We start from the raw sequence: 24,897 nt of genomic DNA on the forward strand, positions 1-24,897 counted from the left end.
CCCCGATGCATGGGGCATCGGTGTACAACCGCGGCTCTCCCCAGCCTGACGTCGTAGCCGACTACGTGGCCCCGTCCGATGCCTCGATGAGGGGCCACCAGAAGCGCTGGCCGGACCTGCGAGCGAACTCGCCGAGCGTGACCCACTGCGGGTCCCGGGCGTCGTCCTGCTCGGCGAGGAGCTCAGGCGCCGAACCCATCAGCCGAGCGCTGAAGAGCTGCAGCACTCCACCGCCCGCAGGCCAGCGGCCCTCGAGCGACACGGGGACGAAACGCTCATGACCCAGCAGCGTCAGCGCGTGGGGTGCCAGCCGCAGACCGGTCTCCTCCCGGACCTCACGCAGTACGCAGTCGACGACCGACTCACCGGGCTCCCGCCAGCCCCCCGGTGGTCCCCACTCTCCACGTCGTGGGCTGAAGACGACCGCGTACCGACCCAGCGCATCCCTGAGCACGACGAGGGCGGCGAACACCGAATCTTCCGGCACAGGCTCATCCCCGAGCAACAGCTCCACATGCGACACCGAGCCGTCCGCCAGCCCCACGTCCCGCAGCCGTGCGACCACGGTCACGGGGAGCCCCCTGGGCTCTCGGCGACCTGTGCCAGCAGCAACCACCACGGCTGTGCCGACAGCTCCCCGGGGTGATCCCGGAGCGACACCCACCGTGACTCCGCGGAGGGTCGGGCCACCTTCTCGGCCGGGCCCACACCATGCAGGAACACCGCGAAGCTGGCCTTGGGTACCGGCCACGGGTAGCCGTCGAACGTGCCGGCCACCGTGTTGCGGACGTAGCCCAGCAGCTGCGGTCGTGTCCGCCCGTTGCTCCCCAGCACGTCGCTCCCGAGCACGTCGCGTACCAGCCGCTCCACCGCCGCGGTGGGACCGGCATGGCCGACTTCCAGGTGCGGCAGGTCCCAGGTGCTGTCCGGTTGGCGGGCCAGCAGCAGGTGACCCTCCCGAACGACGGCCAGCCGGACGACAACGGTGTGTGACGGCGCCTGCGCCTGACGGGAGACGATGACGTCCGCGCGACCGCCCGGCGGCAGCCAAGGCGCGTCCGGGGTGGAGTGCACCACGCGCTCGTGTCGGCGCTTCTGGATCCGCAGACCGCTGTGCTGCAGGATGCGCACGATCTCCTTGCCGCTCGTCGGGGCCGCTCCAGCGGCCACCAGCGCGGCATACCGTTCCTCCGGCACGTCGTAGTGGTCACCTTCGAACGCCCGCCGTGGAACGCCCTGCGCGGCTGCGAAGTCGTGGAGCTCCTCGTAGGAGGCGTCACTGACCAGGTGGGACCAAAGGCGGCCGTGTGCCGGCCATGCCGGGTGGTCGATCCAGATCGTCACGGCCCGACGCTACCTCTCCGGAACGGCGCCTGTGGACAGCCGCAGAGCAGCCCGGTCGCGGCACTACCGTTCCACGAGGCGGTGGCCATGGGGCCGCCGTGGACCAAGGAGGCAACCAATGTCAGCTCAGTTCCGAGTGGACACCGATCACATCCGGACGGCGTCGGGCGACATCGCCCGGATCTCCGGCGAGATCGATGCCCAGGTGACGGCCATGATGGCCCGTCTCACCTCACTGCAGACGGCTTGGACCGGGGGCGCCGCCTCCAGGTTCCAGTCCTTGGTGGCTGACTGGCAGGGAACCCAGAAGCAGGTGCGGGCTTCCCTTGACGCCATCGGCGGCGCCCTCGCCGCGGCGGGCGCGCAGTACGCGGAGACGGAGGCACAGACGTTGCGGATGTTCAGCTGAGCCAGCACACGCCTGGGGAGGCGTCGAAGCCAGTGAGCAGGCTGGTGCGCTCAGCGGGGAGCTACTCCGTCGTGATGGCCCGCAGGACATCGAGCCGCGAGGCGCGTCGCCCCGGCCACAGGGCGGCCAGGACGCCGACCACACCGGCCAGGACGACAAAGGCTGCCAGCTGTCCGACCGGCACGGCGAGGACGTCGATGCCGTCGTCCGCCAGACTTCGTTGCAGCGCCCAGCCGGCGCCGAGGCCCAGGACCACTCCGAGAACTGCACCGAGCAGAGCGATGGCCACAGACTCCAGCCGCAGCATGGTACGAAGCTGTCGCCGGCTCAGCCCGACGGCTCGGAGGAGGCCGATCTCGCGCGTGCGCTCGATGACCGAGAGCGCCAGCGTGTTGACGATACCGAGGACTGCGATGACGACCGCGAGGCCGAGCAGGGCATAGATGATGTAGAGCAGCTGGTCGATCGGCTTGCGCTGCTCCGCGGCGAACTCGTCCTGGTTCTTCAGGGTCACCGAGGGCAGGTCGGCGATGACCTGCTCGATGCCCGCTTCCACGGCCTTCGGGTCCGCGGACTTGTCGCGGACAACGAAGGCCACGCTGTCCTGGTCCGGCACGCCCGCAGCCGTTGCGGCGTCGAGCGACACCATGATGCTGTTGGGCAGGGCAGCCGACGACTTGTAGATGCCGGCCACCGTGTAGTCCTGGTCCTGCCCTGCCAGACCGGCCTTGACGCGTTGCCCCACGGTCAGCTTCTGCGTCTTGGCCCGCTGGTCGGAGACCAGCACGGTCCCGGTGCGCAGATCCTGCAGCGCGCCTGCGATGAAGTCGACGGGGACGGCGGTACCGAACCGTGCCGGGTCAACCGCCGCCGCGAACCCACGGTCACCGTCGAGCGTCACCGACAGGTAGCGCAGTGGACTCACGGCAGCGACCCCCGGGACTCGTGCCACGTCGCGGGTGACCTTGGTCGAGAACGGCTGACCGACCGCATTCGAGACGACGTAGTCCGCGGCGAAGTTGGCGGCGATGGACTTGTCGACGCTCGCCTTGGCCGACGCTCCGAAGACGGACATCATCGAGACGAGCGTGAGTCCGATCATGAGCGCGGATGCCGTCGCCGCCGTGCGACGCGGGTTCCTCGTGGCGTTCTGCTCCGCCATGACACCCACGGCCCCGAAGGCACGCCGGTACACGGCGCCGAGGAGGCGCAGGAGCGGGCGGCCGACCACGGGGCTAGTCAGGATCGCGGCGAGCACGACCCCGAGGACGCCACCGCCGACCCAGTACGCGGAGTCGTCCACAGAGGTGAACGCCCCGGCATACGTGGCTCCGAGCCCGAGGACGAACAGGACGGTCCCCACCCAGACCCGGCGATGCAGCGCCGACTCGGGAAGGGCGATGTCGTCCCGCATGGCCGCCACCGGCGGCATCCTTCCCGCCCGTCGCGCGGGCAGGTAGGCCGCCAGCATGGTGACCAGGAGACCGACGGCGTAGGCGATCAGGGCGGTCGAGGGACGGAAGACGAGCGGAGAGCCGCTGAGGTCGAGGCCGAACTGGGCGAACAGCTTCTGGATCCCGGTGGCGAGCACAAACCCCATCCCGAGCCCCACGGTGGACCCGGCGAGCCCGACCACGAAGGCCTCGAACAACACGGACCGGGTGACCTGTCGGCGGCCGGCACCCAGCGCTCGGAGCATGGCCAGCTCGCGACTGCGCTGCGCGACGAGGATCGAGAACGTGTTGATGATGAGGAACGACCCGACGAAGAGCGCAATGCCGGCGAAGATCAACAGGAACACGTTGATGAACGACAGGGCCTTGTTGATGCCCGTGGCCGACTCCTTGGCGACGGAGGCACCAGTGACCGCCTCCAGACCCGATGGCAGCGCCGCCTGGAGCGCCTTGGCGAGGTCTGCCTCACTCGTGCCCGGGCGGGCCGTGACCCACACGTCGGTGAACTCGTTCCTGCCCCCGAAGTAGAGCTTTTGCGCAGTCCTGGTGTCGAAGAAGGTGAGCGTCGCCCCCACGGTGCCGCCCTTGAACTCCGCGAGACCCACGAGGGTGGCGGTCACCTTGGGGGTACTGCCGCTGGTGACCAGCGTCACGGTGTCGCCCACCCGGTAGTCGGCACGGCGTGCGGTGCCCGAGTCCAGCACCACCTCGCCGGCGCCCTTCGGCCATCGGCCGCTGGACAGCGTGGCCGGAGGGTCGCCGGCCGAGGTCGGCGCGTCGTTATGGCTCAGCCCCAACCCTGGCGGGCCTCCGCCTCCGATGAGCTTGCCGCGCTTGGACACCACGAAGGTCGTGGGGTCCGAGACGTTGCCATCCACCCGCGCGACGCCGGGCACGCTCGCCAGGCGCGTGACGACCGACCCGGGGACGGTCTTGGAGCTAGGGCCCGCCTCGAAGTCGGCTGAGACGGTGTCCGGCCGCACGACGACGTCGCCGACCGTGTTGACGATACCGTCGAAGGCCTTGCCGAGCGTGTCCGTGAAGATGAAGGACCCGGAGACGAACGCCACCCCGAGGATGATGGCGAAGGCGCTCATGAACAGCCGCAGCTTGCGGCCGAGCAGGCTCTTCCAGCTGGCGCGCAGCATCCTCAGGCACCCGCAGCCTGGGACAGCAGGGCCATCCGCTCGAGGATCCTCTCGGCGGTCGGCTCCCGCATCTCGTCCACGACCCGGCCGTCCGCGAGGAAGACCACCCGGTCCGTATGGGCCGCCGCCACCGGGTCGTGGGTCACCATGACGACCGTCTGCCCGAAGTCGTCGACGCTGCGACGCAGGAACCCGAGCACCTCGGCGCCGGAGGTCGAGTCCAGGTTGCCGGTCGGTTCGTCAGCGAAGACGATCTCGGGGCGGCTCACCAGCGCCCGGGCACACGCCACCCGCTGCTGCTGACCCCCCGACAGCTCGTTCGGCCGGTGCGAGAGGCGGTCCCGCAGCCCCACGGTGTCGACCACCACGTCGAACCACTCCTTGTCCGGCTTGCGGCCCGCGATCGCCAGGGGCAGCAGGATGTTCTCCTCCGCGTTCAGGGTCGGGATCAGGTTGAACGACTGGAACACGAAGCCGATGCGGTCGCGCCGCAAGGTCGTCAGCGCCTTCTCCTTGAGCTGCGTGATGTCGACGTCTCCGACGAACGCCTGCCCCGACGTGACCGCGTCGAGGCCTGCCGCGCAGTGCATGAGGGTCGACTTCCCGGAGCCGGAGGGGCCCATGACGGCCGTGAACTCTGCGCGGGCGATGTCGAGGCTCACCCCGTCGAGCGCGCGGACCTGTGCCTCGCCCTTCCCATACGTCTTGGTGAGGTCCACCACCCGGGCCGCCGCGGGCATGGCCGGGTTCGTCCCGCCCTGGTCGATCCGCGCCGCTGGTGTCACGGTCATTTCCCGCTCCCGGCTCATCGTGTCCTGGTAATCACCCACCGTAGGCCAGCCGTCGGGTGGCGCCCTCAGGTTCGCCCCTGAACGAACCCTGAAGATGTCCGCCCAGTCTGGGACGGACGCGACATTACGGCGGCCTCCAGGGGCGCCGCGCGGCAGGGGCGCCGCGCGGCAGGGCGCCAGGATGCAGCGGGACTGGTCAGCCGATGACGACGCGCGCTGCCTGGCGCAGGTCGGGCGCGTCGTACCTTTCGCCTTCGACCACACCCATGTCCCAGCGCATGACCAGGCCACGACCGCGCACCTCCAGCGTTGCGAGGTTGTTGTCGAACCACGGGCCGTGGGTGAGCGTCCAGTGGTATGGCGCGGTCGGCACCTTGGACGTGCGGCGGACCAACAACTCGAGGGGCCGTGCGAGCCCTCGGCCGATCAGCGCCTGCGCGATGCGCACCTGGCGCGGCAGCGGGTTGCGGATGGGGGAGCATACGGCCTGCACGACCCTGCTGGCGGCCGGAGTGAGTGCGTCGCGGTCCAGCTCGGTGACGTACGAGTTGTGGACGTCACCGGAGAGGAAGGTGATCGTCCCCGGTGCCCGACCGCGCTGCCCGTGGGCCACCTGGACCACCATCTCGAGCACCCCCAGGAAGCCACGCTGGAAGGCCGCCCAGTGCTCGAGGTCCAGGGCTCGGCGCAGCTTCTCCCCCCACCGGGCGACTCTCGGCCCCCACGCACCCTCAGCCATCGCCTCGTTGATCGCCTCCAGGTCGTGGATTCCCTGCGCCATGAGGAACGGCAGCGACGTCGCGATGAAGAGATGGTCCACGTCGCCGCGCAGCTCGCCGTCGAGCCACGACATCTCGTCGTCGTCGAGGATCGAGCGGCGCCCCGGTTCCAGCAGTCGGGCGGCGCGGGAGTCCACCACCACGAGCTTGGACTCGCCGAGCAGGCGGGTATAGCTCCAGCGATAGGTCTCCGGGTGCTGGTCGACGCGCTCGGCGAAGGCGTCCAGCACCGCCGTGAGGTCGAGCTCCTCGGTGGCCCCGGTGGCCTGGTGCGCCGCCACCCGCTGCCAGATCTCGTCCTCTGCGAGTGCTTCCGGGGACAGGTTGCCCACGTGCTGGTAGACCCAGTAGGAGGCGAGACCTCCCACGATCCGCTCATGCCACCACGGTTTGGCGTTCATCTCGCGATGCCAGTCGGCGGACGTGTTCCAGTCGTCACGAATGTCGTGGTCGTCGAAGATCATCACACTCGGCAGGCAGGACAGGAGCCACCGGTTGAGCGGGTCGGTCCAGGCAAGCCGGTACAGGTGGGCGTACTCCTCGTAGTCCTTGAGCTCCTCACCGGGAGGCTCGTCCAGGCTGCGACGACCCGCGATGAAGTCGCGCATCTCCTGCGACGTCTCGTCCGCGTACACCTGGTCCCCGATGAAGGCGATGAGGTGCGGCCACTGCTCCGGAGCCGTCCGGGTGAGGTGGTGGGCATAGGCCCGTAACGCATCGACACCGTTACTCCTGTTGCCCTGGCGGTCGTGCGGGACACTGGTGCGACAGGAGCCGAAGGCTAACCGGCTCGGCTCGTCGTGCGACAGGGTCCGAAGCCGGCTGGCTGGAAGGGAGGCGGTCAGAGCGTCGGTGCCGCCAGAGCCGTCAGGGCCTTCAGGGCCGTCAGGGCGAGGGGGCCACACGCACTGTCCGTCGATGTCCACCTCGTACTCGCTGGCCTCACCGGCCTGAAGGCCGTCGAGGATGACGAGGGCGTAGTGGTGGCCGTGGACGACGAAGGTCGGCGCCTCCCACCGCCGCTCGAAGGCGCGGACGGTGACGCGCGAGGATCGGGAGGCCTGGACCCATACGGTGGCACTCGTCTCCCCGACGTAGCGAAAGAGCGGCCCCAGCGCCAGAAGGCCCCGGCGCTCAGCGGAGGCATCACCGTCCGAGCTGTCGCGGGGTGCAGGCACGCACCGTTTCTACACGCCGAAGATGCGCTGTGCAGGCGAACCCACGAGGAAACCCTGACGTCGCCGGGTATGACGAAGGGCGGCTCCCCCATCCGGGGGAACCGCCCTCTGCGTCGTTGCGACGAACGCTGTCGGCGTTCAGAGCATGCGGGGCTTCGTCAGAAGCCCATGCCGCCCATCTCGTCGCCGCCGGGAGCCATCGGCGCAGCCTTCTCGGGCTTGTCGGCGATGACGGCCTCGGTGGTGAGGAACAGCGCGGCGATCGATGCGGCGTTCTGCAGCGCGGAGCGCGTCACCTTGGCCGGGTCGATGATGCCGGCCGCGATCAGGTCGACGTACTCGCCGGACGCGGCGTCGAGGCCCCATCCGGAGGCGAGATTGCTGACCTTCTCCGCGACGACGCCGCCCTCGAGGCCGGCGTTGATCGCGATCTGCTTCAGCGGGGCCTCGGCAGCGACGCGGACGATGTTCGCACCCGTCGCCTCGTCACCCTCGAGCTCGAGCTTCTCGAACGCAGCCCTGGTGGCCTGGAGCAGAGCAACGCCACCACCGGCGACGATGCCCTCCTCGACCGCAGCCTTGGCGTTGCGCACGGCGTCCTCGATGCGGTGCTTGCGCTCCTTGAGCTCCACCTCGGTCGCGGCACCGGCCTTGATGACCGCAACACCGCCGGCCAGCTTGGCCAGGCGCTCCTGCAGCTTCTCGCGGTCGTAGTCGCTGTCCGACTTCTCGATCTCGGCGCGGATCTGGTTGACGCGACCCTGGATCTGGTCGGCATCGCCGGCACCCTCCACGATCGTCGTCTCGTCCTTCGTCACGACCACCTTGCGAGCGTGACCCAGCAGGTCCAGCTCGGCGGTGTCGAGCTTGAGCCCGACCTCCTCGGAGATGACCTGACCACCGGTGAGGATGGCGATGTCGGCCAGCATGGCCTTACGGCGGTCGCCGAAGCCGGGAGCCTTGACGGCCACGGACTTGAAGGTGCCACGGATCTTGTTCACCACGAGGGTGGACAGGGCCTCGCCCTCGACGTCCTCGGCGATGATGAGCAGCGGCTTGCCGGACTGCATGACCTTCTCCAGGAGGGGGAGCAGGTCCTTGATGCCGGAGATCTTGGAGTTCACGACGAGGACGTAGGGGTCCTCGAGCACGGCCTCCATGCGCTCGGTGTCGGTGACGAAGTAGTGGCTGATGTAGCCCTTGTCGAAGCGCATGCCCTCGGTGAGCTCGAGCTCGAGGCCGAAGGTGTTGCTCTCCTCGACGGTGATGACGCCTTCCTTGCCGACCTTGTCCATGGCCTCGGCGATCATCTCGCCGATCTGGGGGTCAGCAGCGGAGATCGAGGCGGTGGAAGCGATCTGCTCCTTGGTCTCGACGTCCTTGGCCATCTCCAGCAGCTGCGCGCAGACGGCCTCGGTGGCCTTCTCGATGCCGCGCTTGAGGGCCATCGGGTTGGCGCCTGCGGCGACGTTGCGCAGACCCTCCTTGACGAGGGCCTGGGCCAGGACGGTGGCCGTCGTCGTGCCGTCACCGGCGACGTCGTCGGTCTTCTTGGCGACCTCCTTGACGAGCTCGGCGCCGATCTTCTCGTACGGGTCGTCGAGCTCGATCTCCTTCGCGATGGACACGCCATCGTTGGTGATCGTGGGGGCTCCCCACTTCTTCTCGAGCACGACATTGCGGCCCTTTGGGCCGAGGGTGACGCGGACGGCGTCGGCGAGGATGTTCATGCCCCGCTCGAGTCCGCGGCGCGCCTCTTCATCGAATGCGATGAGCTTGGCCATTCGGGTGGTTCCTCCCACGCGAATCGAATTTTGGGCGGCCAGCGGGCGCCCGCGACGGACGGACCGGTTCGAGCGGCTCACGTCGCCGCGCTCCCCGGACCTCGCCTTGGCTGGCCAGGATTGTCACTCTCAGGGTGAGAGTGCTAACGCCATTATTGGCACTCTGGGGCCGAGAGTGCAAACGCCGCGGCGCCGCCATAGAACGGCGACCCACCGCCCGACCCTCACCTCGGCCCCCGCCGCGTGCGCTTGGCCCGCTCGCCTCCGAAGTCTGGGACTTCGGGATTCTGACCGGCGTGTCGCCCCGAAGTCTGGGACTTCGGGATTCTGACCGGCGTGTCGCCCCGAAGTCCGGGACTTCGGCTGCGGTCGTGGTGCCTACGGCACCTCAGTGGGTGTGGAGAACTCCGAGCAGTACGTCGCCTGCCCTCCACCATCGGGCATGCCCATTCCGCTCCAGCCCCTTCCCGCCGGCTTCGCCGACCGGCCGTTCACCCTGCGAGAAGCGCGCAAAGCCGGCGTGACGCAGTACCAGCTGGAAGCCGCTGATCTCGTCACGCCCACCTGGGGCATGCGGTCACCCGACATCCCGGAGACGGTCGAGGACCACGCGACCGTCGTATCTCTGGCCATCGCGGGCGCCTTCGCCTTCTCGCACATCACCGCGGCACGTCTGTGGGAGCTGCCGCTCCCGTCCTCGTGGAGGATGGGAGAGCCGTTGCATGTGATGAGGGACTCGACGCCGCTGCGGCGGGCGGGGGTGGTCGGGCACCGAGGACTCTCGGGACGCCGCGTGCATGTGCTGCACGGGCGGCCTGTGACGTCACCAGTCGACACGTGGCTTGACCTGGGGGCGATGGGAACACTGTCCACCCATGACCTCGTCGTCGCCGGGGACGCGCTCGCCACGCGGTCGGTCACGCTGCTGCCGCGTCTGCAGGAGGGGGCGCGACGCCGCCGCGGTCGCGGTTCTCGGCACCTGCGGCAGGCGGCCGACCTGCTGCGCGCGGGCAGCGGCTCACCGATGGAGACCCGAGCCCGGCTGGCCTTCGTAGACGCGAACCTCCCTGAGCCTGAGCTCAACGCATCCGTGTACGGCGACGACGCCCAGTTCGTGGCGCGGGTCGACTTCCTGTGGCGCGAGGCGCGAGTCATCGTCGAGTACGAAGGCGACCAGCATCGGACCGATCGGCAGCAGTGGCAGAAGGACATCGAACGTGTCCGCGTGCTGGAGGCCCTCGGTTGGCGCGTCGTGCGCATCACGCACGCGGATCTGACCGACGAGCGACGTCGGCGTGCGCTGCTCGAGCGGCTCCATACGCTCATCGGATGAGCTTCCTCCTAGCCCACTTCAGGCGCAGGACGGGCGCCCGCTCCCCCGCCGAAGTCCCAGACTTCGGGTGCGGCCCCGGCGTGTCCGGCCGAAGTCCCAGACTTCGGGAGCCCACCCGGCGTGTCCGGCCGAAGTCCCAGACTTCGGGAGCCCACCGGGCGTGTCCCGCCGAAGTCCCAGACTTCGGGTGCGGCGGCGGCCAGCCTGGTCAGGCGGAGGCGCCTGCGAAGGCAGAAGGGAACGCGTCGCGGTAGGAGCGCAGGTCCGTGACGCCGTTGCTCACAGACTCCGCTGCGAGCATCGCGTGGCCCACCGCGCGCGTGACGCAGTCCCCGGCCGCAACCATCAGGGCGTGAAGCGCGGGCAGCTCGGGGGACGGCCGGTCACCGACTGCCAGCGTGAAAAGGGTGTCGCCGTCGAGCAGGGTGTGGACCGGGTTGATGGCTCTGGCCAGTCCGTCATGTCCCAGGCCGCTCGTCCTTCGACACTGCGCCTTCGTCAAGGTGGCGTCTGTGGCGATCACGCCGATGACCGTCGCCAGACCAGGGCGTAGGGGCTGCTCCGCGTACGTGGTGGCGGCCCGTTCGCGGGCGGCCCGCACCTCCACCTCGTTCGGTATACCGGTGGTCAGCTCGCCGGGGTACCCGAACCGCTGGGCCGGCAGCAGACCGGTGCCGGGCTCCACCGCGTCGCCGAAGGAGTTGACCGCGACGAGCGCTGCGACGGTCGCTCCGTCCTCGAGAACCCAGCTGGCCGAGCCGACCCCGCCCTTGAGGCCACCCGCCCTCGCGCCCGTCCCGGCTCCCACGTTGCCCTGCGGAACGGGCCCGGCTGAGGCCGCCTCGTACGCGCTCCGCCCGTCCTGCGCCGTCGGCACGTGGTCAAAGGCGCCACCCCTGCCAAGGTCGAACAGCACGGCGGCGGGCACGATGGGCACCACCTCGCCAGCGCCGGCGCCCACGGGCCATCCGAGCCCGTCCGCGTACAACGACTGCATCACCCCGTCGGCCGCCGCCAGCCCGAAGGCGCTCCCGCCTGTGAGCACGACCGCGTTGACCCGGTCCACGAGGTTCTCTGGTTCCAGCAGGTCGGTCTCGCGGGTGCCCGGCGCAGCGCCACGCACGTCCACGCCGGCCACCGCACCAGCGCCCGGCGCGACCACCACGGTGGTCCCGGTCAGCCAGCCGGGCTCCCGGCGGGTCGCGTGGCCCACGCGCACGCCGGGGACGTCGGTCAGGGAGTTGGTGGGTCCGGGTCCGGGCACATCAGCCATCCGGCTTGTGGACCACGCAGAACCGGTTACCGTCCGGGTCCTCCAGCACGACGTAGTCGTGGTCCCCCTGCGGGTACGGCCAGTCCTCGACCAGTCGCGCACCCAGCCCGAGCAGTCGGCGGACCTCCTGGGCCCGGTCGGCGGTGTAGAGGTCGAGATGGACGTGCGGGAAGTAGGTGGGACGAGACTCGCCCAGGGCAAGGGAGAGGTTGGGTCCCGTGCCCACCCGAGGACGCAGAACCACCCAGTCGGGCTCCGGCGCCTCTCGGGGCACGAGGTCCAGGGCGCCAGCCCAGAACGCCATCGCCCGAGCCACGTCGGCGACGGTGACGACGATCGACCCCACGCGCAGCGCCACGCTCACAGCTCCAGCACCATCTGTCGCGGCGCCGCGGAGAAGCCGAGCCGCTCCAGCATCGCCGCGGTGTGCTCCCCGGCGGACATCGAGACTCTCGCAAGGCCGGCTTCGCGGGCCCAGGCGACGGCGGCCCGCAGCAGCTCCTCACCGACGCCCACCCCTCGGTGGTCGGGCCGGACGAAGAAGGCCTGCACGACCAGGGCACTGGCTGCATCCGCGGCGGCCCCCGGCCAGGGCAGCGGCCGCAGGACCAGCGCCTGAAGGTACCCGGCGTGCTCGTCCCCCGCCTCGGCGATCCAGATCGGATGACGCTCGGGCGCCGCCAGCCATGCGGTGGCGTACCGGTCGAGGAACCCCGGCTCTCGCGGTGCGCCCCGGTGCCGGGCGCACTGCAGAGTCAGGGCCGCGACGACCAATGCGTCCTGCGGCCCTGCAGACCTCGCACGCACCTGACCCACGACCGCAGTCAAGCACGCCGGAGGCAACAACGCCCGTACAGTCGATCCTGCACGGGCGTTGATGAACGGGGGTCGTCAGAGCTGGACGCCCAACCGGCGTGCGCTGCGGGCGCGCTGCCGGGAGGCGCGCAGCCGGCGCAGCCGCTTGACGAGCATCGGGTCGGCCTCGAGGGCTGCGGGCGAGTCGATCAGGTTGTTCAGCACCTGGTAGTACCTCGTCGCGCTCATGTCGAAGAGCTCGCGGATCGCCTGCTCCTTCGCGCCGGCGTACTTCCACCACTGGCGCTCGAAGGCGAGGATCTGGCGCTCGCGCTCTCCGAGCTCCACCGTGGCGCCGGTGTGCTCCTGCTCGTGTGCGACGTTCAACGTGCGACTGCCCCTCGGTATGTCCGGGGTGGACCCGTGTGACTGATGACGAGGCAACTATACGGAGAAAATCACACCGTTGTCATTTGGTTCCGAGACTCGCGCGAAACCCTCATCGTCGTCGATGCGGATCACGGCACACCGGTCCCAGCCGTCACAGACCGACGGGTCACGCCATCGTGTCGAGGATGGCGGAGATGTCGTCCTCCGACGTGCGCGGGTTAACGATCGCGAAGCGCGTCAGGGTCTCACCCTCATGAGAGGTCGGGACGACGAACGCGAACTCGTCGGCGAGCAGCCGGTCGGACCACACCTGGTAGTCCCCGGCGGACCACTCGCGGCGCCGGAAGACCACCACCGACAGGTCCGGCTCGCGCACGACCTCGAGGTAGTCCCGGCCTGCGATCTCCGAGGCCGCGAACCGTGTCACCTCGAGGGTCCGCTCCACCGCCTCGGTGTAGGCGTCGGTGCCGTGCGTCGCGAGGGAGAACCAGAACGGCAGCCCGCGAGCCCGCCTCGTGAGGCCGACGGAGTAGTCGGTGGGGTTCCAGTCAGGTGTGCCCGTGAGGACGTCCAGGTAGGACGCATGCTGGGTGTGCGCCGCCCGGGCGAGGGCAGGCTCCCGGTACAGCAGGGCACAGCAGTCGAAGGGCGCGAAGAGCCACTTGTGCGGGTCGACGATGAACGAGTCGCAGTGCTCGATCCCGGCATAGAGATGACGTACGGAGGGAGCAGCCAGCCCGGCACCCCCGTATGCGCCGTCCACGTGGAACCAGATCCCGAGCTCCTGGCACACCGCCGCGACGGAGGCCAGGTCGTCGACGATGCCGAAGTTGGTGGTCCCGCTGGTGGCGACGACCGCGAAGAAGGTCTCCGGACCGTGCTCGAGGAGGACCTTGCGCAGGTTCTCCCCGGTCAGCCTGAGGTCGCCGTCCACCTCGACCCCGACGAACTCGGCATCCATGACGTCACACGCGGAGGAGATCGAGGAGTGCGCCCCGTGGGTCGCCGCCACGCGCCAGGGGCGTGCGCCGGCTCCGGTGCGGCCGGCGTGGGCGGCCTGCATCCGGGCAGTATGCCGGGCCGCCACGAGCGCGGAGAGGTTGCCGATCGTCCCGCCCGGGACGAAGACGCCCCCAGCCTCGGCCGGGAGGCCGACGAGGTCGGCGATCCAGCGCAGCGCCTGGTTCTCCGCATACACGGCACCCGCGCCCTCGAGCCAGGACCCGCCGTAGATGGAGGACGCGCCGACGACGAGGTCGAACATCGCGGCCGCCTCGGTGGGCGCGCAGGGGATGAACGAGAGGTAGCGCGGGTGGTCCGTCGAGATGCACGCCGGCGCCAGGTCCCTCGCGAAGAGGTCGAGCGCCGCCTCGCCGCCGATGCCCTCGGCGGTGATCGTGGTGCCGGCTGCAGCGTCGAGCTGGGCCAGCGTCCGCGGGCCGTCGAGGGGCACCGGGTCGAGCTTCAGGCGGTCGGCGGAGTAGGCGAGGATCGCGTCGCCCAAGGTCTCTAGCTGGAGGTCGCTGTAGCCGTGCACGCGGCGAGTCTAGGGGTGGGCGGGGACCAGGAGCTCCGCCCTGAGCGAGCGAGCGTCGTCGACTACCGCGTCCGGACCGGCCGCCTCGAGCAGCGCCCGGAGGCCGGCCCCCCAGGTGACGGCAACCACCGCCATGCCCGCCGCGCGCGCTGCCTCCACGTCGACCGTCGCGTCCCCGACGTACACACAGTCGCCGGGGTGGACGCCGAGCCGGTCCGCGGCGTACAGCAAGGGCTCGGGATGCGGTTTGTGCAGCTGGGTGTGCTCCTCCGCCGCGATGACGTCGATCCGTCCGTCGAGCCCCACGGCGGCCAGCCCGAGCCGTACGGTCTCCAGCTTCTTCGAGGACACGACCCCCGTCCGCGCTCCGGCCGAGTGCAGCTCGTCGAGCAGCTCGGGGACCCCTTCGACCGTACGGATGAGCTCGTCATGGTTGGCGAGGTTCCACCGCCGGTACACCTGGGTGAGCTCCGCGCCGCGACCGGGGTAACGCTCCTCGAGCACTGGCTGGAGGGGGCGTCCGATCCACGACCGGACCTCGTCCTCGCTCGCGGAGCTGCCGAGGACGCTGGAGAGGGCATGCCGGTAGGAGGCGACGATCAGGGGGATGGAGTCGGCCAAGGTGCCGTCGAAGTCGAACAGGACCACCGGCCAACGAACGCTCACGGGCAGCGACGTTACCTGGCCGTTCTCCACTCCGCCCGAGCGCGCCCGGATGCGGGACGCCGGGGCGGCCCTGCACGCGGCCACCGACTACTTTTCCGGTATGCCGCCCACTGCCCTTGCCCGGCTGGTCCACCCGTCGTGGGCGGCGGCACTGGCGCCGGTCGAGGGCACCGTCGCCGAGCTCGGAGCCTTCCTGCGGGCGGAGATCGCCGCTGGACGTGGGTACCTCCCGGCAGGCAAGCAGGTCCTGAGGGCGTTCGAGCAGCCCCTGGACGACGTGCGCGTCCTCATCGTGGGGCAGGACCCGTACCCGACCCCAGGTCACGCGGTGGGGCTGTCGTTCTCCGTGGCACCCGACGTGCAGCCGATCCCGCGCAGTCTGGTGAACATCTACCAGGAGCTCCACAGCGACCTCGGGCTCGCCCGGCCCAACTCGGGCGACCTGTCCCCGTGGGCGGACCAGGGCGTACTGCTTCTCAACCGGGTGCTCACCGTGAGCCCCGGCAGGCCGGCCAGCCACCGTGGGAAGGGCTGGGAGCAGGTGACCGCGCAGGCGATCGCGGCGCTGGTGGCGCGTGGGGGCCCGCTCGTCGCGATCCTGTGGGGCAGGGACGCCCGAAGTCTCGTGCCGCACCTCGCGGGCATACCCTCCATCGAGAGCGCGCACCCCTCTCCCCTGTCTGCCCACGCGGGGTTCTTCGGCAGCCGGCCCTTCAGCCGGGCCAACGAGCTCCTCGCCCGGCAGGGCGCCGCACCGATCGACTGGAGCCTGACATGAGCGAAGACGCCACCCACCTGCCGGAGCGTGGGAAGGTGTGGCACCGCTACGTCGCGATCGGCGACTCGTTCACCGAGGGGATGTCGGACCCGGACCCCACTCGGGAGAACGCGTTCATCGGGTGGGCCGACCGCCTGGCGTCCCACCTGGCCGGGATCGCCCACGCCGCCGGGAGCGAGTTCGCATACGCCAACCTCGCGGTGCGCGGACGCCTGTTGGCCGACGTCATCGGCCCGCAGCTCGACGCGGCGATCGAGCTCGGACCGGACCTGGTGTCCATGGTCGGCGGCGGGAACGACATCCTGCGACCGAAGGCCGACCTGGACTCGATCGCCGGGCGCCTCGAGGCAGCGGTGGTGAGGCTGCGGGACTCGGGCGCCGACGTGCTGTTGGCGACGCCCACCGACCCAGCCGGCGCTCCGCTGCTGCGCCACCTGCGGGGAAGGCACGCCATCCACTCGGCCAACATCTTCAGCATCGCCCAGCAACACGGCTGCTACGTCGTCAACCAGTGGGGCATGCGGGCGCTGCGCGACTTCCGCCTGTGGTCCGAGGACCGGATCCACATGACCAGCGAGGGCCATCGCCGCGTCGCGCTGAACGCGCTCTCCGCGCTGGGCCACGACACCGACCGGGCGGACTGGAGCACTCCGCTGCCCCCCGCGCCGGTCCTCGGTCGGCGCGAGGCCACGGCAGCCAACGCCGCATGGGCCCGGACGCACTTGGCACCGTGGGTCCAGCGGCGGCTCAAGGGCAGGTCGTCGGGTGACACGGTGATCGCCAAGCGACCGTTGCTCACGCCCGTCGAGCCGAGCTGAGCCTCGTAAGGGCGGGCGGCCCCGGAGCAGCACGGCACTGACCTGCACGATTCAGATAGTAGGACGTCCTACTACTACGATCTCGGCATGCCCGCGACCCGGCTCATGCCTTCCGACGAGGGCCACGACCTCATCGACCTGACCCGCGAGATCTGTGACAAGGAGCTCCGGCCCCGGGTCGACGACGCCGAACGCGCCGCCGCAACGACTCCGCGGTTGCCGCTCGAGGCCTTTCGCGTGCTGGGCCGAGCCGGGCTGCTCTCCCTGCCCTACCCCGAGGAGTACGGCGGCGGCGGCCAGCCGTACGAGGTCTACCTCCAGGTCGTCGAAGAGATCGCCTCGGCGTGGATGAGTGTCGCGGTCGGCGTGAGTGTCCACTCCATGACGTGCTACCCGCTGGCGCAGTTCGGCACTGCGACGCAACGCCAGGCGCTGCTTCCCGGCATGCTGTCCGGTGACCAGCTGGGGGCGTACTGCCTCTCGGAGCGGGCCTCCGGCTCGGACGTCGCGTCGATGAGCACGCGTGCAACCCCCGACGACGCGGCGGAGCCCACGACATACCAGCTGAAGGGCACGAAGGCCTGGATCTCCCATGCCGGCCATGCGGACTTCTACACGACGTTCGCGAGGACGTCCGACGACGGCCAGCGAGGACTCTCCTGCTTCGTGGTGGCCGGTGACGCACGGGGGCTGGCCTTCGGCACGCCCGAGAAGAAGATGGGGCTGCACTGCGACACTGTGAGCGAGGTCCACTTCGACGGGGTCGAGGTCTCCGCGGACCGAATGGTCGGGCAGCCAGGACACGGCATGTCCGTGGCGCTGTCCGCGCTCGACTCGGGTCGACTCGGGATCGCGGCTGCCGCAACGGGTCTGGCTCAGGCGGCGCTCGACCAGGCCGTCTCCTACGCCAAGGAGAGGGAGCAGTTCGGGCGGCCCATCGGCGAGCATCAGGGCGTGGCCTTCCTGCTCGCGGACATGGAGGCCGCCGTGACGTCGGCCCGCGCGGCGTACCTGCATGCGGCGAGGCTCCGTGATGCCGGACGAACCTTCACGAAGGAGGCGGCGGTGGCCAAGCTCGTGTGCACCGACAACGCCATGCGCGTCACCACTGACGCCGTGCAGGTGCTCGGTGGCGCCGGGTACACCCAGGACTTTCCCCTGGAGCGCTACCTTCGGGAGGCCAAGGTGACCCAGATCTTCGAGGGGACCAACCAGATCCAGCGGCTGGTCATCAGCCGACAGCTGCTGAAAGGCTGACTCATGCAGATCGACGACACGACCGTTGCGCTCGTCACCGGTGGCGCCTCAGGGCTGGGCGGTGCGACCGTACGCCGGCTGCACGCCGGCGGCGCAGCCGTGGTGATCCTCGACCTGCCCTCCTCACCCGGTGCGGCACTCGCCGAGGAGCTCGGCGACCGTGCCAGGTTCGTTGCGGCCGACGTGCGGGACGAGGCGCAGGTCCAGGCGGCCGTCGGCACGGCGACCCAGCTCGGCAGGCTCCGCGTCGTCGTCAACTGCGCCGGCGTGGGAACGCCGGGCCGCGTCGTCGGCAAGCGAGGACCGTTGCCGCTGGAGGACTTCGCCACGGTGGTCAGCATCAACCTGGTCGGGACCTTCAACGTACTTCGACTCGCGGCGGCCGCCATGCTGGACAACGAGCCTCTCGACGGCGACCGCGGAGTCATCGTCATGACGGCCTCGATCGCCGCGTACGACGGTCAGATCGGACAGGCGGCGTATGCCGCCAGCAAGGGCGGCGTCGTCGGCCTGACCCTGTCGGCAGCGAGGGACCTGGCCGACAAGGCGGTTCGGGTCATGACAGTCGCGCCCGGCACCTTCGAGACCCCGATGCTGTCGGGGCTGCCCGGCGACGTGAAGGCGGTGCTCGAGAAGCAGGTGCCCCATCCGTCGCGCTTGGGCCGTCCCGAGGAGTACGCCAACCTCGTCGCCCACATCGTCGACAACAGCATGCTCAACGGTGAGGTCATCCGGCTGGACGGCGCCCTGCGGATGCCACCCCGCTGAGCTCCACGCGGTTCCGCTCCCCTGCTGGTCCGGCCGCGAGACCGCGGGGACTCGACGGCGAAGTAATGGGCCCGGCCAACTCATACTTGGCCGGGTCACTCCTTGTCTACCAGCGCAGTCCGGCCAGACCCGTGAGCGACACCCGTCCAGGTGATGTCAACCAGCCGAACACCGGCCCCTGGATATCCGCCAGGCGAGTACTGACCCCTCGAGTTGCCCACCGGAATGCTCACCCGCACCTACAAGGTCGTCGGCACCCAGTACCGGAGCTTGCCGCGGCGCTGGTCCTCGAACACCCCGCCGCATGCCTCGATCACCTTGCGGGAGGCGACGTTGTCAGTGTCACAGGTGATCAGTACGCGCTCGAGTCCATGGTCCCTCGCACACCGCGGAAGCATGGCTCGCAGCATGGCGGTGGCGTGGCCCTTGCGGCGATGGGCCGGGGCGACGTCGTACCCGATGTGACCACCCTCCTGGAGCAGCGAGTCGGTGAGACGGTGCCGCAGCTGGACCCGACCGAGGTACTCCCGGCCCTCCACCCACCACAGCGTGGTGGTCGGCACGAAGGTGGACGGACGCGGGGTCTCTTCGAGCCTCTGCGCCCGCACCGCATCGACGTACGCCGCGAACACGTGCGGATCCTGCCACCGCGAGCCCCACTCGCGCAGGTCTCTGCCGATCATCGACAGGTCGGCGGGCCCCCCACGCCCTTCCGCGACGAAGCCGTCCATGGCGCGCAGGAAGGACGCATGGACGCGGACGTCCGGATCGGCCAGCGCGGGCATGCGTCGGGGGGCGCGAGGGTCAGACGGACTTCGCGAACGCGTCCTCGAGGATGTCCAGCCCCTCGGACAGAAGGTCGTCGCCTGCGGACAGCGGCGGGAGGAAGCGGAACACGTTGCCGAAGGTGCCGCAGGTCAGTGTGACGAGACCCTGCGCGTGACAGGCCTTGTTCACCCGGGACGTGAGGTCGGCATCAGGCGTCTTCCGCTCGAGGTCACTGACGAGCTCCACGGCCAGCATGGCGCCGCGCCCGCGAAGGTCGCCGATGACGCCGAACTTGTCGGCCAGGGCCTCCAGCCTCGGGCGGAAGAGCGCCTCCACGGCACGTGCGCGACCGGCCAGGTCATCCGCCTTCATCGTCTCGATCGCGGCCAGAGCGGACGCGCAGGCGACCGGGTTGCCGCCGTAGGTCCCCCCGAGCCCACCGACGTGGATGGCGTCCATGACGTCCGCGCGACCCGTGAGCCCGGCGAGCGGCATGCCGCCGGCAATGCCCTTGGCCGTGGTGACGAGGTCCGGCACGACCCCCTCGTGGTCGCAGGCGAACCAGTCACCGGTGCGGCAGAACCCCGTCTGCACCTCGTCGGCGACGAAGAGGATGCCGTGGTCGCGGCACCAGTCGGCGACCTTGGTGAGGAAGCCCGGCGCGGGGACGATGAACCCGCCCTCCCCCTGGATCGGCTCGATGATCACCGCTGCGGTGTTGTCCTCGCCCACCTGCGCGTGCACGTCGGCGACGAACGCGTCGAACGCCTCGTCGGCGCAGCGCTCCGGCCCCGTGGGCCAGCGGTATGGGTAGGCCATCTGCACCCGGTAGATCTCGCTCGCGAACGGTCCGAAGCGGTGCTTGTACGGCATGCTCTTCGCGGTCAGGCCCATGGTCAGGTTGGTGCGCCCGTGGTAGGCGTGGTCGAAGGCCACGACTGCCTGCCGACCGGTGAAGTGACGAGCCACCTTCACGGCGTTCTCGACCGCTTCGGAGCCGGAGTTGAACAGTGCCGAGCGCTTCTCGTGGTCGCCGGGCGTGACCTCGGCCAGCGCCTCCGCGACCTGGAGGTACTCCTCGTACGGCGTCACCATGAAGCACGTGTGCGTGAAGTCGTTGGCCTGCGCGGTGACGGCGTCGATGACCCGCTGGTTGCCGTTGCCGACCGTCGTCACGGCGATGCCCGAGCCGAAGTCGATGAGCTGGTTGCCGTCGACGTCCCGCAGGATGCCGCCCGCGGCCTGCTCGATGTAGACCGGAAGCCCCGTCCCCACTCCCGCGGACACAGCGGCGAGCTTGCGCTGCTGCAGGGCCTGGGACTTCGGGCCGGGGATGCTGGTGGTCAGGACGCGCTTCTGCTCGAGCATGGTGTGAGCATACGGCCGGATGACGAGGCAGCACACGGTGCGTAGGTTGGCCCTCATGGCAGCCAAGGCGAGCTCACCGGCGGTAGAGGTGGAGGTGGGCGAGCGGGACGTCCGCATCTCCAACCCCGACCGGATCTACTTCCCGGCGCGGGGGGAGACGAAGCTCGACCTCGTCAACTACTACCTCGCCGTGGGTGACGGGATCGTCAACGCCCTGCGCGAGCGCCCCTGCATGATGCATCGGTTTCCGGAGGGCGTGGGCGGGGAGAAGGTCCACCAGAAGCGGGTGCCCCACGGCGCGCCACCCTGGCTCGAGACGGTGCGGGTCAAGTTCCCCCGGTACAACCGGACGGCGGACGAGCTCTGCGTCACCGAGCTGGCGCATGTCATCTGGGCGGTCCAGATGTCCACCGTGGAGTTCCACCCCTGGAACAGCCGGCGGGCCGACACGGAGAAGCCGGACGAGTGGCGGATCGACCTGGACCCGGGACCGGAGTGCCCGTGGGGCCGGGTCCAGCGAGTTGCCCACGTGGCGCATGAGGTGCTCGACGAGCTCGGAGCCGAAGGTTGGCCCAAGACCAGTGGCGGCTCCGGCCTGCACATCTACGTGCGGATCGCGCCGGACTGGGGCTTCAGGGACGTACGCCGCGCGGCGCTCGCCTTCGCCCGAGAGGTGGAGCGCCGGGCCCCGCACGACGTCACGACGACGTGGTGGCGCAAGGACCGGGACCCCGCGGCGCTCTTCGTCGACTACAACCAGAACGCGCGCGACCACACGATAGCCAGCGCCTACTCCGTCCGCGGGAACCCCGAAGGGACGGTCTCGACGCCCATCGGCTGGCACGAGGTCGACGAGGTCACGCCCGGCGACTTCACCATCGCGACCGTTCCGGCGAGATACGCCGACCTCGGCGACCTGCACGCAGGCATCGACGAGGCGGTGTACGCGATCGACCCCCTGCTCGAGTGGGCCGAGCGGGACGAACGAGAGGGGGCCGAGCTCCCCCCGGATCCCTCCGAGGGCGAGTGACCGGCTCCCAGGCCCGCAGTTGAGCACCTTCCCGTTCCGCAAGTGCGGGCGTATGCTTTCGCTTGTGCCGCAGTTACGGATTCGCGACGCCGGCACGTTCCTCGGGGTCAGCGACGACACGGTACGGCGGTGGGTCGAGAGCGGAGCCCTTCCCGCCTCGCAGGACGGTGGCGGTCGCAAGGTGGTCGACAGCTACCAGGTGGCTATGCTCGCCCGGGAGCAGGCCCGCACGGCGGTAGATCCCACCGGTGTCGGTCGCTCCGCCCGCAACCGGTTCGTCGGCCTCGTGACGGACATCAAGCGGGACACCGTCATGGCGCAGGTGGAGCTGCAGTGCGGGCCTTTCAGGGTCGTCTCGCTGATGAGCAGCGAGGCCGTCGGAGACCTCGGCCTGGAGCTGGGGTCGATAGCGGTGGCGGTGGTCAAGTCCACCACCGTCATTGTCGAGACCCCTGAGGGCGCCCTATGAGCGCGCTGCCTCGGCCCCGGTGGCGCGCGGGGCTGAGTCGCGCGGCGGGGGCGCGGTGCCTCACCGCCCTGACGGTCGTCCTGCTCGCCGTGGCGGGCTGCGGCAACGGAGCCCGTTCGGACGGCGGCAGTGGCGGGGCCTCCCCCGGCTCGCCGTCGGTCTCCCCCCGGTCTGGGTCCGTCACCGAGGGCGCCGGTGCCGGCGGTGGTCGAGCGCTGTCGGGCACCATCACGGTCTTCGCAGCCGCCTCGCTGAGGAAGACCTTCACGCAGATCGGGGCGGAGGTGGAGGACGCCCATCCGGGCACGACGGTGAGGTTCAGCTTCGCCGGCTCGTCCGACCTCGCCGCCCAGCTGCTGCAGGGGGCCCCCGCAGATGTCTTCGCGTCCGCAGACACCACGACCATGGCCAAGGCGACCGCCGGCGCCCTGACCCTGGGCGCACCCGTCGACTTCGCCACGAACACCCTGGAGATCGCAGTGCCTGCCGGCAACCCGGCAAAGGTGTCCTCGCTGGCGGACCTCGCCAAGCCAGGAGTCAAGGTGGTCCTCTGCGCGCCGGTCGTCCCGTGCGGGCAGGCCGCCGTGAAGGTGCAGACGAGCGCCGGCGTGACGATCAAGCCGGTCAGTGAGGAGCAGTCCGTGACCGACGTGCTCGGCAAGGTGTCGACCGGCGAGGCGGACGCCGGTCTCGTCTACGTCACCGACGTCAGGGGCGCTGGGGCGGCGGTGAGAGGCCTGCCGTTCCCGGAGTCGTCCTCGGCCGTCAACACGTACCCGATCGCGGCCCTGAAGGACACCCGGGACCCGGCCCTCGCCCAGGCCTTCGTCGCCGCCGTCAGCGGTGAGCCGGGACGGAGCATCCTGGCCGCTGCGGGTTTCGGACCGCCGACGACGCAGCAGTGACCGCACGACGACGACCCCTGGGGCTACCGGTATGGGTCTTCCTTCCCGCCCTCGTGGGCGGCGCGTTCGTCGTGCTGCCACTCCTGTCGATGCTCACGCGCATCGAGTGGGGGCGCTTCGGGGCACTGGTCACGTCACCGTCCTCTGTCGCCGCTCTGGGCCTCAGCCTTCGCACGTCCCTGCTGAGTACCGCCCTGTGCGTGCTCTTCGGCGTGCCGATGGCCGTGGTGCTGGCGCGGGCGCAGTTCCGCGGCCAAGCGCTCGCTCGGGCGCTCGTGCTGCTTCCCCTCGTACTTCCCCCGGTCGTGGGCGGGATCGCGCTGCTGTACACCTTCGGCCGTCGCGGGCTGCTCGGCCACACCTTCGAGGTGCTGGGCGTGCACGTGGCGTTCACCACGACGGCCGTGGTGCTGGCGCAGACCTTCGTGGCACTGCCCTTCCTCGTGGTGAGCCTGGAGGGAGCGCTGCGTACGGGAGGCACACGGTACGAGGACGTGGCCGCAACGCTCGGAGCCCGGCCCACCACGGTCTTCCTGCGGGTGACCCTCCCGCTGGTCCTGCCAGGGCTCGCGTCAGGTGCGGTGCTCGCCTTCGCCCGGTCCCTGGGGGAGTTCGGCGCCACCATCACCTTCGCGGGGAGCCTCCAGGGGGTCACACGAACGCTACCGCTGGAGATCTACCTCCAACGCGAGACCGATCCCCAGGCGGCAGTGGCGCTATCCCTCGTCCTGGTCGTCGTTGCCACGGTCGTCGTCACCCTCACCAGACGCTCCCGGACGGTCCTGTGAGCCTGCACGCCGCCATACGGCTCCCGGATCGAGACCTCGACCTGGTCCTCGACGTCGCCAGCGGCCGCACGCTGGCTGTCCTCGGACCGAACGGGGCAGGCAAGTCCAGCAGCCTGTCGGCCGTCGCGGGACTTCTACGTCCGGAGTCCGGGGAGATCCGGCTCGATGACCGAGTGGTGTTCTCGGACAGCGGCTCCGGGCGCTCCCAGTGGGTACCTCCCCATGATCGGGGCGTCGCCCTGCTCGCCCAGGAGGCTCGCCTGTTCCCGCACCTCTCGGTCTGCGACAACGTCGCCTTCGGCCCGCGCAGCACCGGCATGCGGCGCGGGCAGTCCCGGGAGGCAGCCCGTCGGTGGCTCGCCGAGGTGGACGGGGTCGACCTCGGCCGTCGCAGGCCGTCCGCGCTCTCCGGAGGTCAGGCGCAACGGGTCGCCCTGGCGCGGGCCCTCGCGGCGCAGCCCCGGCTCCTCCTGCTCGACGAGCCGCTGTCCGCGCTGGACGTCGACGCCGCGCCCGCATTGCGCCAGCTGCTGCGCCGGGTGCTCCGGGACCGGACGACCGTCCTGGTGACGCACGACATCCTCGACGCGGTGCTGCTGGCCGACGACGTCGCGGTCGTGGAAGGGGGGCGGGTCATCGAACAAGGGCCGACGTCGCAGGTGTTGACGCGGCCCACCAGCGCCTTCGCGGCGCGGATCGCCGGGCTCAACCTCGTCCGCGGGGTCGCGCGGGGGACGAGCGTCGTCACCGTCACCGGGCTGCGGGTCGAGGGCCTCACCGACGAGCCACTCCAGGAGGGCCAGGAGGCCGTAGCCGTCTTCACGCCCAGCGCGGTGAGCGTCTTCCGGCGACCACCGGAAGGCAGCCCGCGCAACGTCATCGCTGCACAGGTCACCGAGCTGGAGCCGCATGGGCATCAGGTCAGGGTCCGCACGCCCCACCTCTCTGCAGATGTGACACCCGCGGCCGTGGCCGAGCTCGGCCTGGCCCCCGGCACACCCGTCGTCTTGTCGGTGAAGGCGAGCGAGGTGGCGGTCTACGGAGTCTGAGCAGTCGCGCGCACTGAG

General features: G+C 70.3%; 25 protein-coding genes. 11 read left to right on the top strand and 14 right to left on the bottom strand.

Annotated features, from left to right (window positions below; genetic code table 11):
* Positions 1-61 precede the first annotated feature (61 nt).
* Positions 62-571, bottom strand: coding sequence for an NUDIX hydrolase (locus PHA84_RS03790; protein WP_270886768.1), 510 nt, complete (start codon positions 569-571; stop codon positions 62-64).
* On the bottom strand, positions 568-1,344 hold the full coding sequence (locus PHA84_RS03795) for a DUF4031 domain-containing protein (RefSeq protein ID WP_270886769.1): 777 nt from the start codon (positions 1,342-1,344) through the stop codon (positions 568-570). Before PHA84_RS03795 ends, PHA84_RS03790 begins: the two co-directional genes overlap by 4 nt.
* Positions 1,345-1,462: 118 nt before the next feature.
* Here PHA84_RS03795 and PHA84_RS03800 point away from each other — a divergent pair, with 118 nt between their 5' ends.
* Positions 1,463-1,753, top strand: a complete 291-nt coding sequence (locus PHA84_RS03800) for a WXG100 family type VII secretion target (protein WP_270886770.1) — start codon at positions 1,463-1,465, stop codon at positions 1,751-1,753.
* 61 nt (positions 1,754-1,814) lie between these two features.
* Here the strand turns inward: PHA84_RS03800 and PHA84_RS03805 are convergent, their stop codons facing one another.
* The 4 genes from PHA84_RS03805 to groL form a co-directional block, all read right to left on the bottom strand.
* A complete protein-coding gene (locus PHA84_RS03805; protein WP_270886771.1) occupies positions 1,815-4,355 on the bottom strand; it encodes an ABC transporter permease in 2,541 nt (846 codons plus the stop codon).
* Between the two features lie 2 nt (positions 4,356-4,357).
* Positions 4,358-5,146, bottom strand: a complete 789-nt coding sequence (locus tag PHA84_RS03810) for an ABC transporter ATP-binding protein (protein WP_442952819.1) — start codon at positions 5,144-5,146, stop codon at positions 4,358-4,360.
* A 196-nt stretch (positions 5,147-5,342) separates the two neighbouring features.
* Positions 5,343-7,103 carry an alkaline phosphatase D family protein gene (locus PHA84_RS03815; protein WP_270886772.1) on the bottom strand — a complete coding sequence of 587 codons (1,761 nt, stop codon included), beginning with the start codon at positions 7,101-7,103 and terminating at the stop codon, positions 5,343-5,345.
* Positions 7,104-7,261: 158 nt separating this feature from the next.
* A complete protein-coding gene (gene groL / locus PHA84_RS03820; RefSeq protein WP_270886773.1) occupies positions 7,262-8,887 on the bottom strand; it encodes a chaperonin GroEL in 1,626 nt (541 codons plus the stop codon).
* Positions 8,888-9,329: 442 nt separating this feature from the next.
* On the opposite strand from groL, the gene PHA84_RS03825 reads away from it, so the two are divergent.
* Positions 9,330-10,220, top strand: coding sequence for an endonuclease domain-containing protein (locus PHA84_RS03825; RefSeq protein ID WP_270886774.1), 891 nt, complete (start codon positions 9,330-9,332; stop codon positions 10,218-10,220).
* A gap of 208 nt (positions 10,221-10,428) precedes the next feature.
* On the opposite strand, the gene PHA84_RS03830 is transcribed toward PHA84_RS03825, so the two are convergent.
* The 6 genes from PHA84_RS03830 to PHA84_RS03855 form a co-directional block, all read right to left on the bottom strand.
* A complete protein-coding gene (locus tag PHA84_RS03830) occupies positions 10,429-11,493 on the bottom strand; it encodes a P1 family peptidase (RefSeq protein WP_270886775.1) in 1,065 nt (354 codons plus the stop codon).
* Positions 11,486-11,851: a VOC family protein gene (locus tag PHA84_RS03835; RefSeq protein WP_270886776.1), complete on the bottom strand. Its 366-nt coding sequence runs from the start codon at positions 11,849-11,851 to the stop codon at positions 11,486-11,488. Before PHA84_RS03835 ends, PHA84_RS03830 begins: the two co-directional genes overlap by 8 nt.
* A 2-nt stretch (positions 11,852-11,853) precedes the next feature.
* Positions 11,854-12,309, bottom strand: a complete 456-nt coding sequence (locus tag PHA84_RS03840; protein WP_270886777.1) for a GNAT family N-acetyltransferase — start codon at positions 12,307-12,309, stop codon at positions 11,854-11,856.
* 75 nt (positions 12,310-12,384) lie between these two features.
* Positions 12,385-12,675 (bottom strand): DUF3263 domain-containing protein, encoded by a 291-nt coding sequence (locus tag PHA84_RS03845; protein WP_270886778.1) that lies wholly within the window; start codon positions 12,673-12,675, stop codon positions 12,385-12,387.
* 169 nt (positions 12,676-12,844) lie between these two features.
* On the bottom strand, positions 12,845-14,215 hold the full coding sequence (locus tag PHA84_RS03850) for a pyridoxal phosphate-dependent decarboxylase family protein (RefSeq protein WP_270886779.1): 1,371 nt from the start codon (positions 14,213-14,215) through the stop codon (positions 12,845-12,847).
* Between the two features lie 9 nt (positions 14,216-14,224).
* Complete coding sequence (locus PHA84_RS03855) at positions 14,225-14,881, bottom strand: HAD-IIIA family hydrolase (protein WP_270886780.1); 657 nt, start codon at positions 14,879-14,881, stop codon at positions 14,225-14,227.
* Positions 14,882-14,981: 100 nt separating this feature from the next.
* On the opposite strand from PHA84_RS03855, the gene PHA84_RS03860 reads away from it, so the two are divergent.
* The 4 genes from PHA84_RS03860 to PHA84_RS03875 all read left to right on the top strand — a co-directional run bounded on the left by PHA84_RS03860 (position 14,982) and on the right by PHA84_RS03875 (position 18,502).
* Complete coding sequence (locus PHA84_RS03860; RefSeq protein ID WP_270887111.1) at positions 14,982-15,659, top strand: uracil-DNA glycosylase; 678 nt, start codon at positions 14,982-14,984, stop codon at positions 15,657-15,659.
* Entirely contained in the window at positions 15,656-16,477 is an 822-nt protein-coding gene (locus PHA84_RS03865; protein ID WP_270886781.1) for an SGNH/GDSL hydrolase family protein, read from the top strand. The genes PHA84_RS03860 and PHA84_RS03865 overlap by 4 nt, the downstream gene beginning before the upstream one ends.
* An 87-nt stretch (positions 16,478-16,564) precedes the next feature.
* Positions 16,565-17,734 carry an acyl-CoA dehydrogenase family protein gene (locus tag PHA84_RS03870; protein ID WP_270886782.1) on the top strand — a complete coding sequence of 390 codons (1,170 nt, stop codon included), beginning with the start codon at positions 16,565-16,567 and terminating at the stop codon, positions 17,732-17,734.
* Between the two features lie 3 nt (positions 17,735-17,737).
* A complete protein-coding gene (locus PHA84_RS03875; protein ID WP_270886783.1) occupies positions 17,738-18,502 on the top strand; it encodes an SDR family NAD(P)-dependent oxidoreductase in 765 nt (254 codons plus the stop codon).
* A 239-nt stretch (positions 18,503-18,741) separates the two neighbouring features.
* Here PHA84_RS03875 and PHA84_RS03880 read toward each other — a convergent pair whose 3' ends face one another.
* Together PHA84_RS03880 and gabT are read right to left on the bottom strand one after the other, a co-directional pair.
* Entirely contained in the window at positions 18,742-19,287 is a 546-nt protein-coding gene (locus PHA84_RS03880) for a GNAT family N-acetyltransferase (protein WP_270886784.1), read from the bottom strand.
* A gap of 19 nt (positions 19,288-19,306) precedes the next feature.
* Positions 19,307-20,638, bottom strand: coding sequence for a 4-aminobutyrate--2-oxoglutarate transaminase (gene gabT / locus PHA84_RS03885; RefSeq protein WP_270886785.1), 1,332 nt, complete (start codon positions 20,636-20,638; stop codon positions 19,307-19,309).
* A gap of 55 nt (positions 20,639-20,693) precedes the next feature.
* Here gabT and ligD point away from each other — a divergent pair, with 55 nt between their 5' ends.
* The 5 genes from ligD (at position 20,694) to PHA84_RS03910 (ending at position 24,879) form a co-directional block, all read left to right on the top strand.
* Entirely contained in the window at positions 20,694-21,668 is a 975-nt protein-coding gene (gene ligD / locus PHA84_RS03890) for a non-homologous end-joining DNA ligase (protein ID WP_270886786.1), read from the top strand.
* Between the two features lie 64 nt (positions 21,669-21,732).
* A complete protein-coding gene (locus PHA84_RS03895; RefSeq protein ID WP_270886787.1) occupies positions 21,733-22,137 on the top strand; it encodes a TOBE domain-containing protein in 405 nt (134 codons plus the stop codon).
* Positions 22,134-23,042 carry a molybdate ABC transporter substrate-binding protein gene (modA, locus tag PHA84_RS03900; RefSeq protein ID WP_270886788.1) on the top strand — a complete coding sequence of 303 codons (909 nt, stop codon included), beginning with the start codon at positions 22,134-22,136 and terminating at the stop codon, positions 23,040-23,042. The genes PHA84_RS03895 and modA overlap by 4 nt, the downstream gene beginning before the upstream one ends.
* A complete protein-coding gene (locus PHA84_RS03905) occupies positions 23,039-23,830 on the top strand; it encodes an ABC transporter permease (protein ID WP_270886789.1) in 792 nt (263 codons plus the stop codon). Before modA ends, PHA84_RS03905 begins: the two co-directional genes overlap by 4 nt.
* A complete protein-coding gene (locus PHA84_RS03910; RefSeq protein WP_270886790.1) occupies positions 23,827-24,879 on the top strand; it encodes a sulfate/molybdate ABC transporter ATP-binding protein in 1,053 nt (350 codons plus the stop codon). Before PHA84_RS03905 ends, PHA84_RS03910 begins: the two co-directional genes overlap by 4 nt.
* Positions 24,880-24,897 lie beyond the last annotated feature (18 nt).

The organism is Pedococcus sp. 5OH_020 (genome assembly GCF_027812955.1).
Taxonomy (GTDB): Bacteria; Actinomycetota; Actinomycetes; order Actinomycetales; family Dermatophilaceae; genus Pedococcus.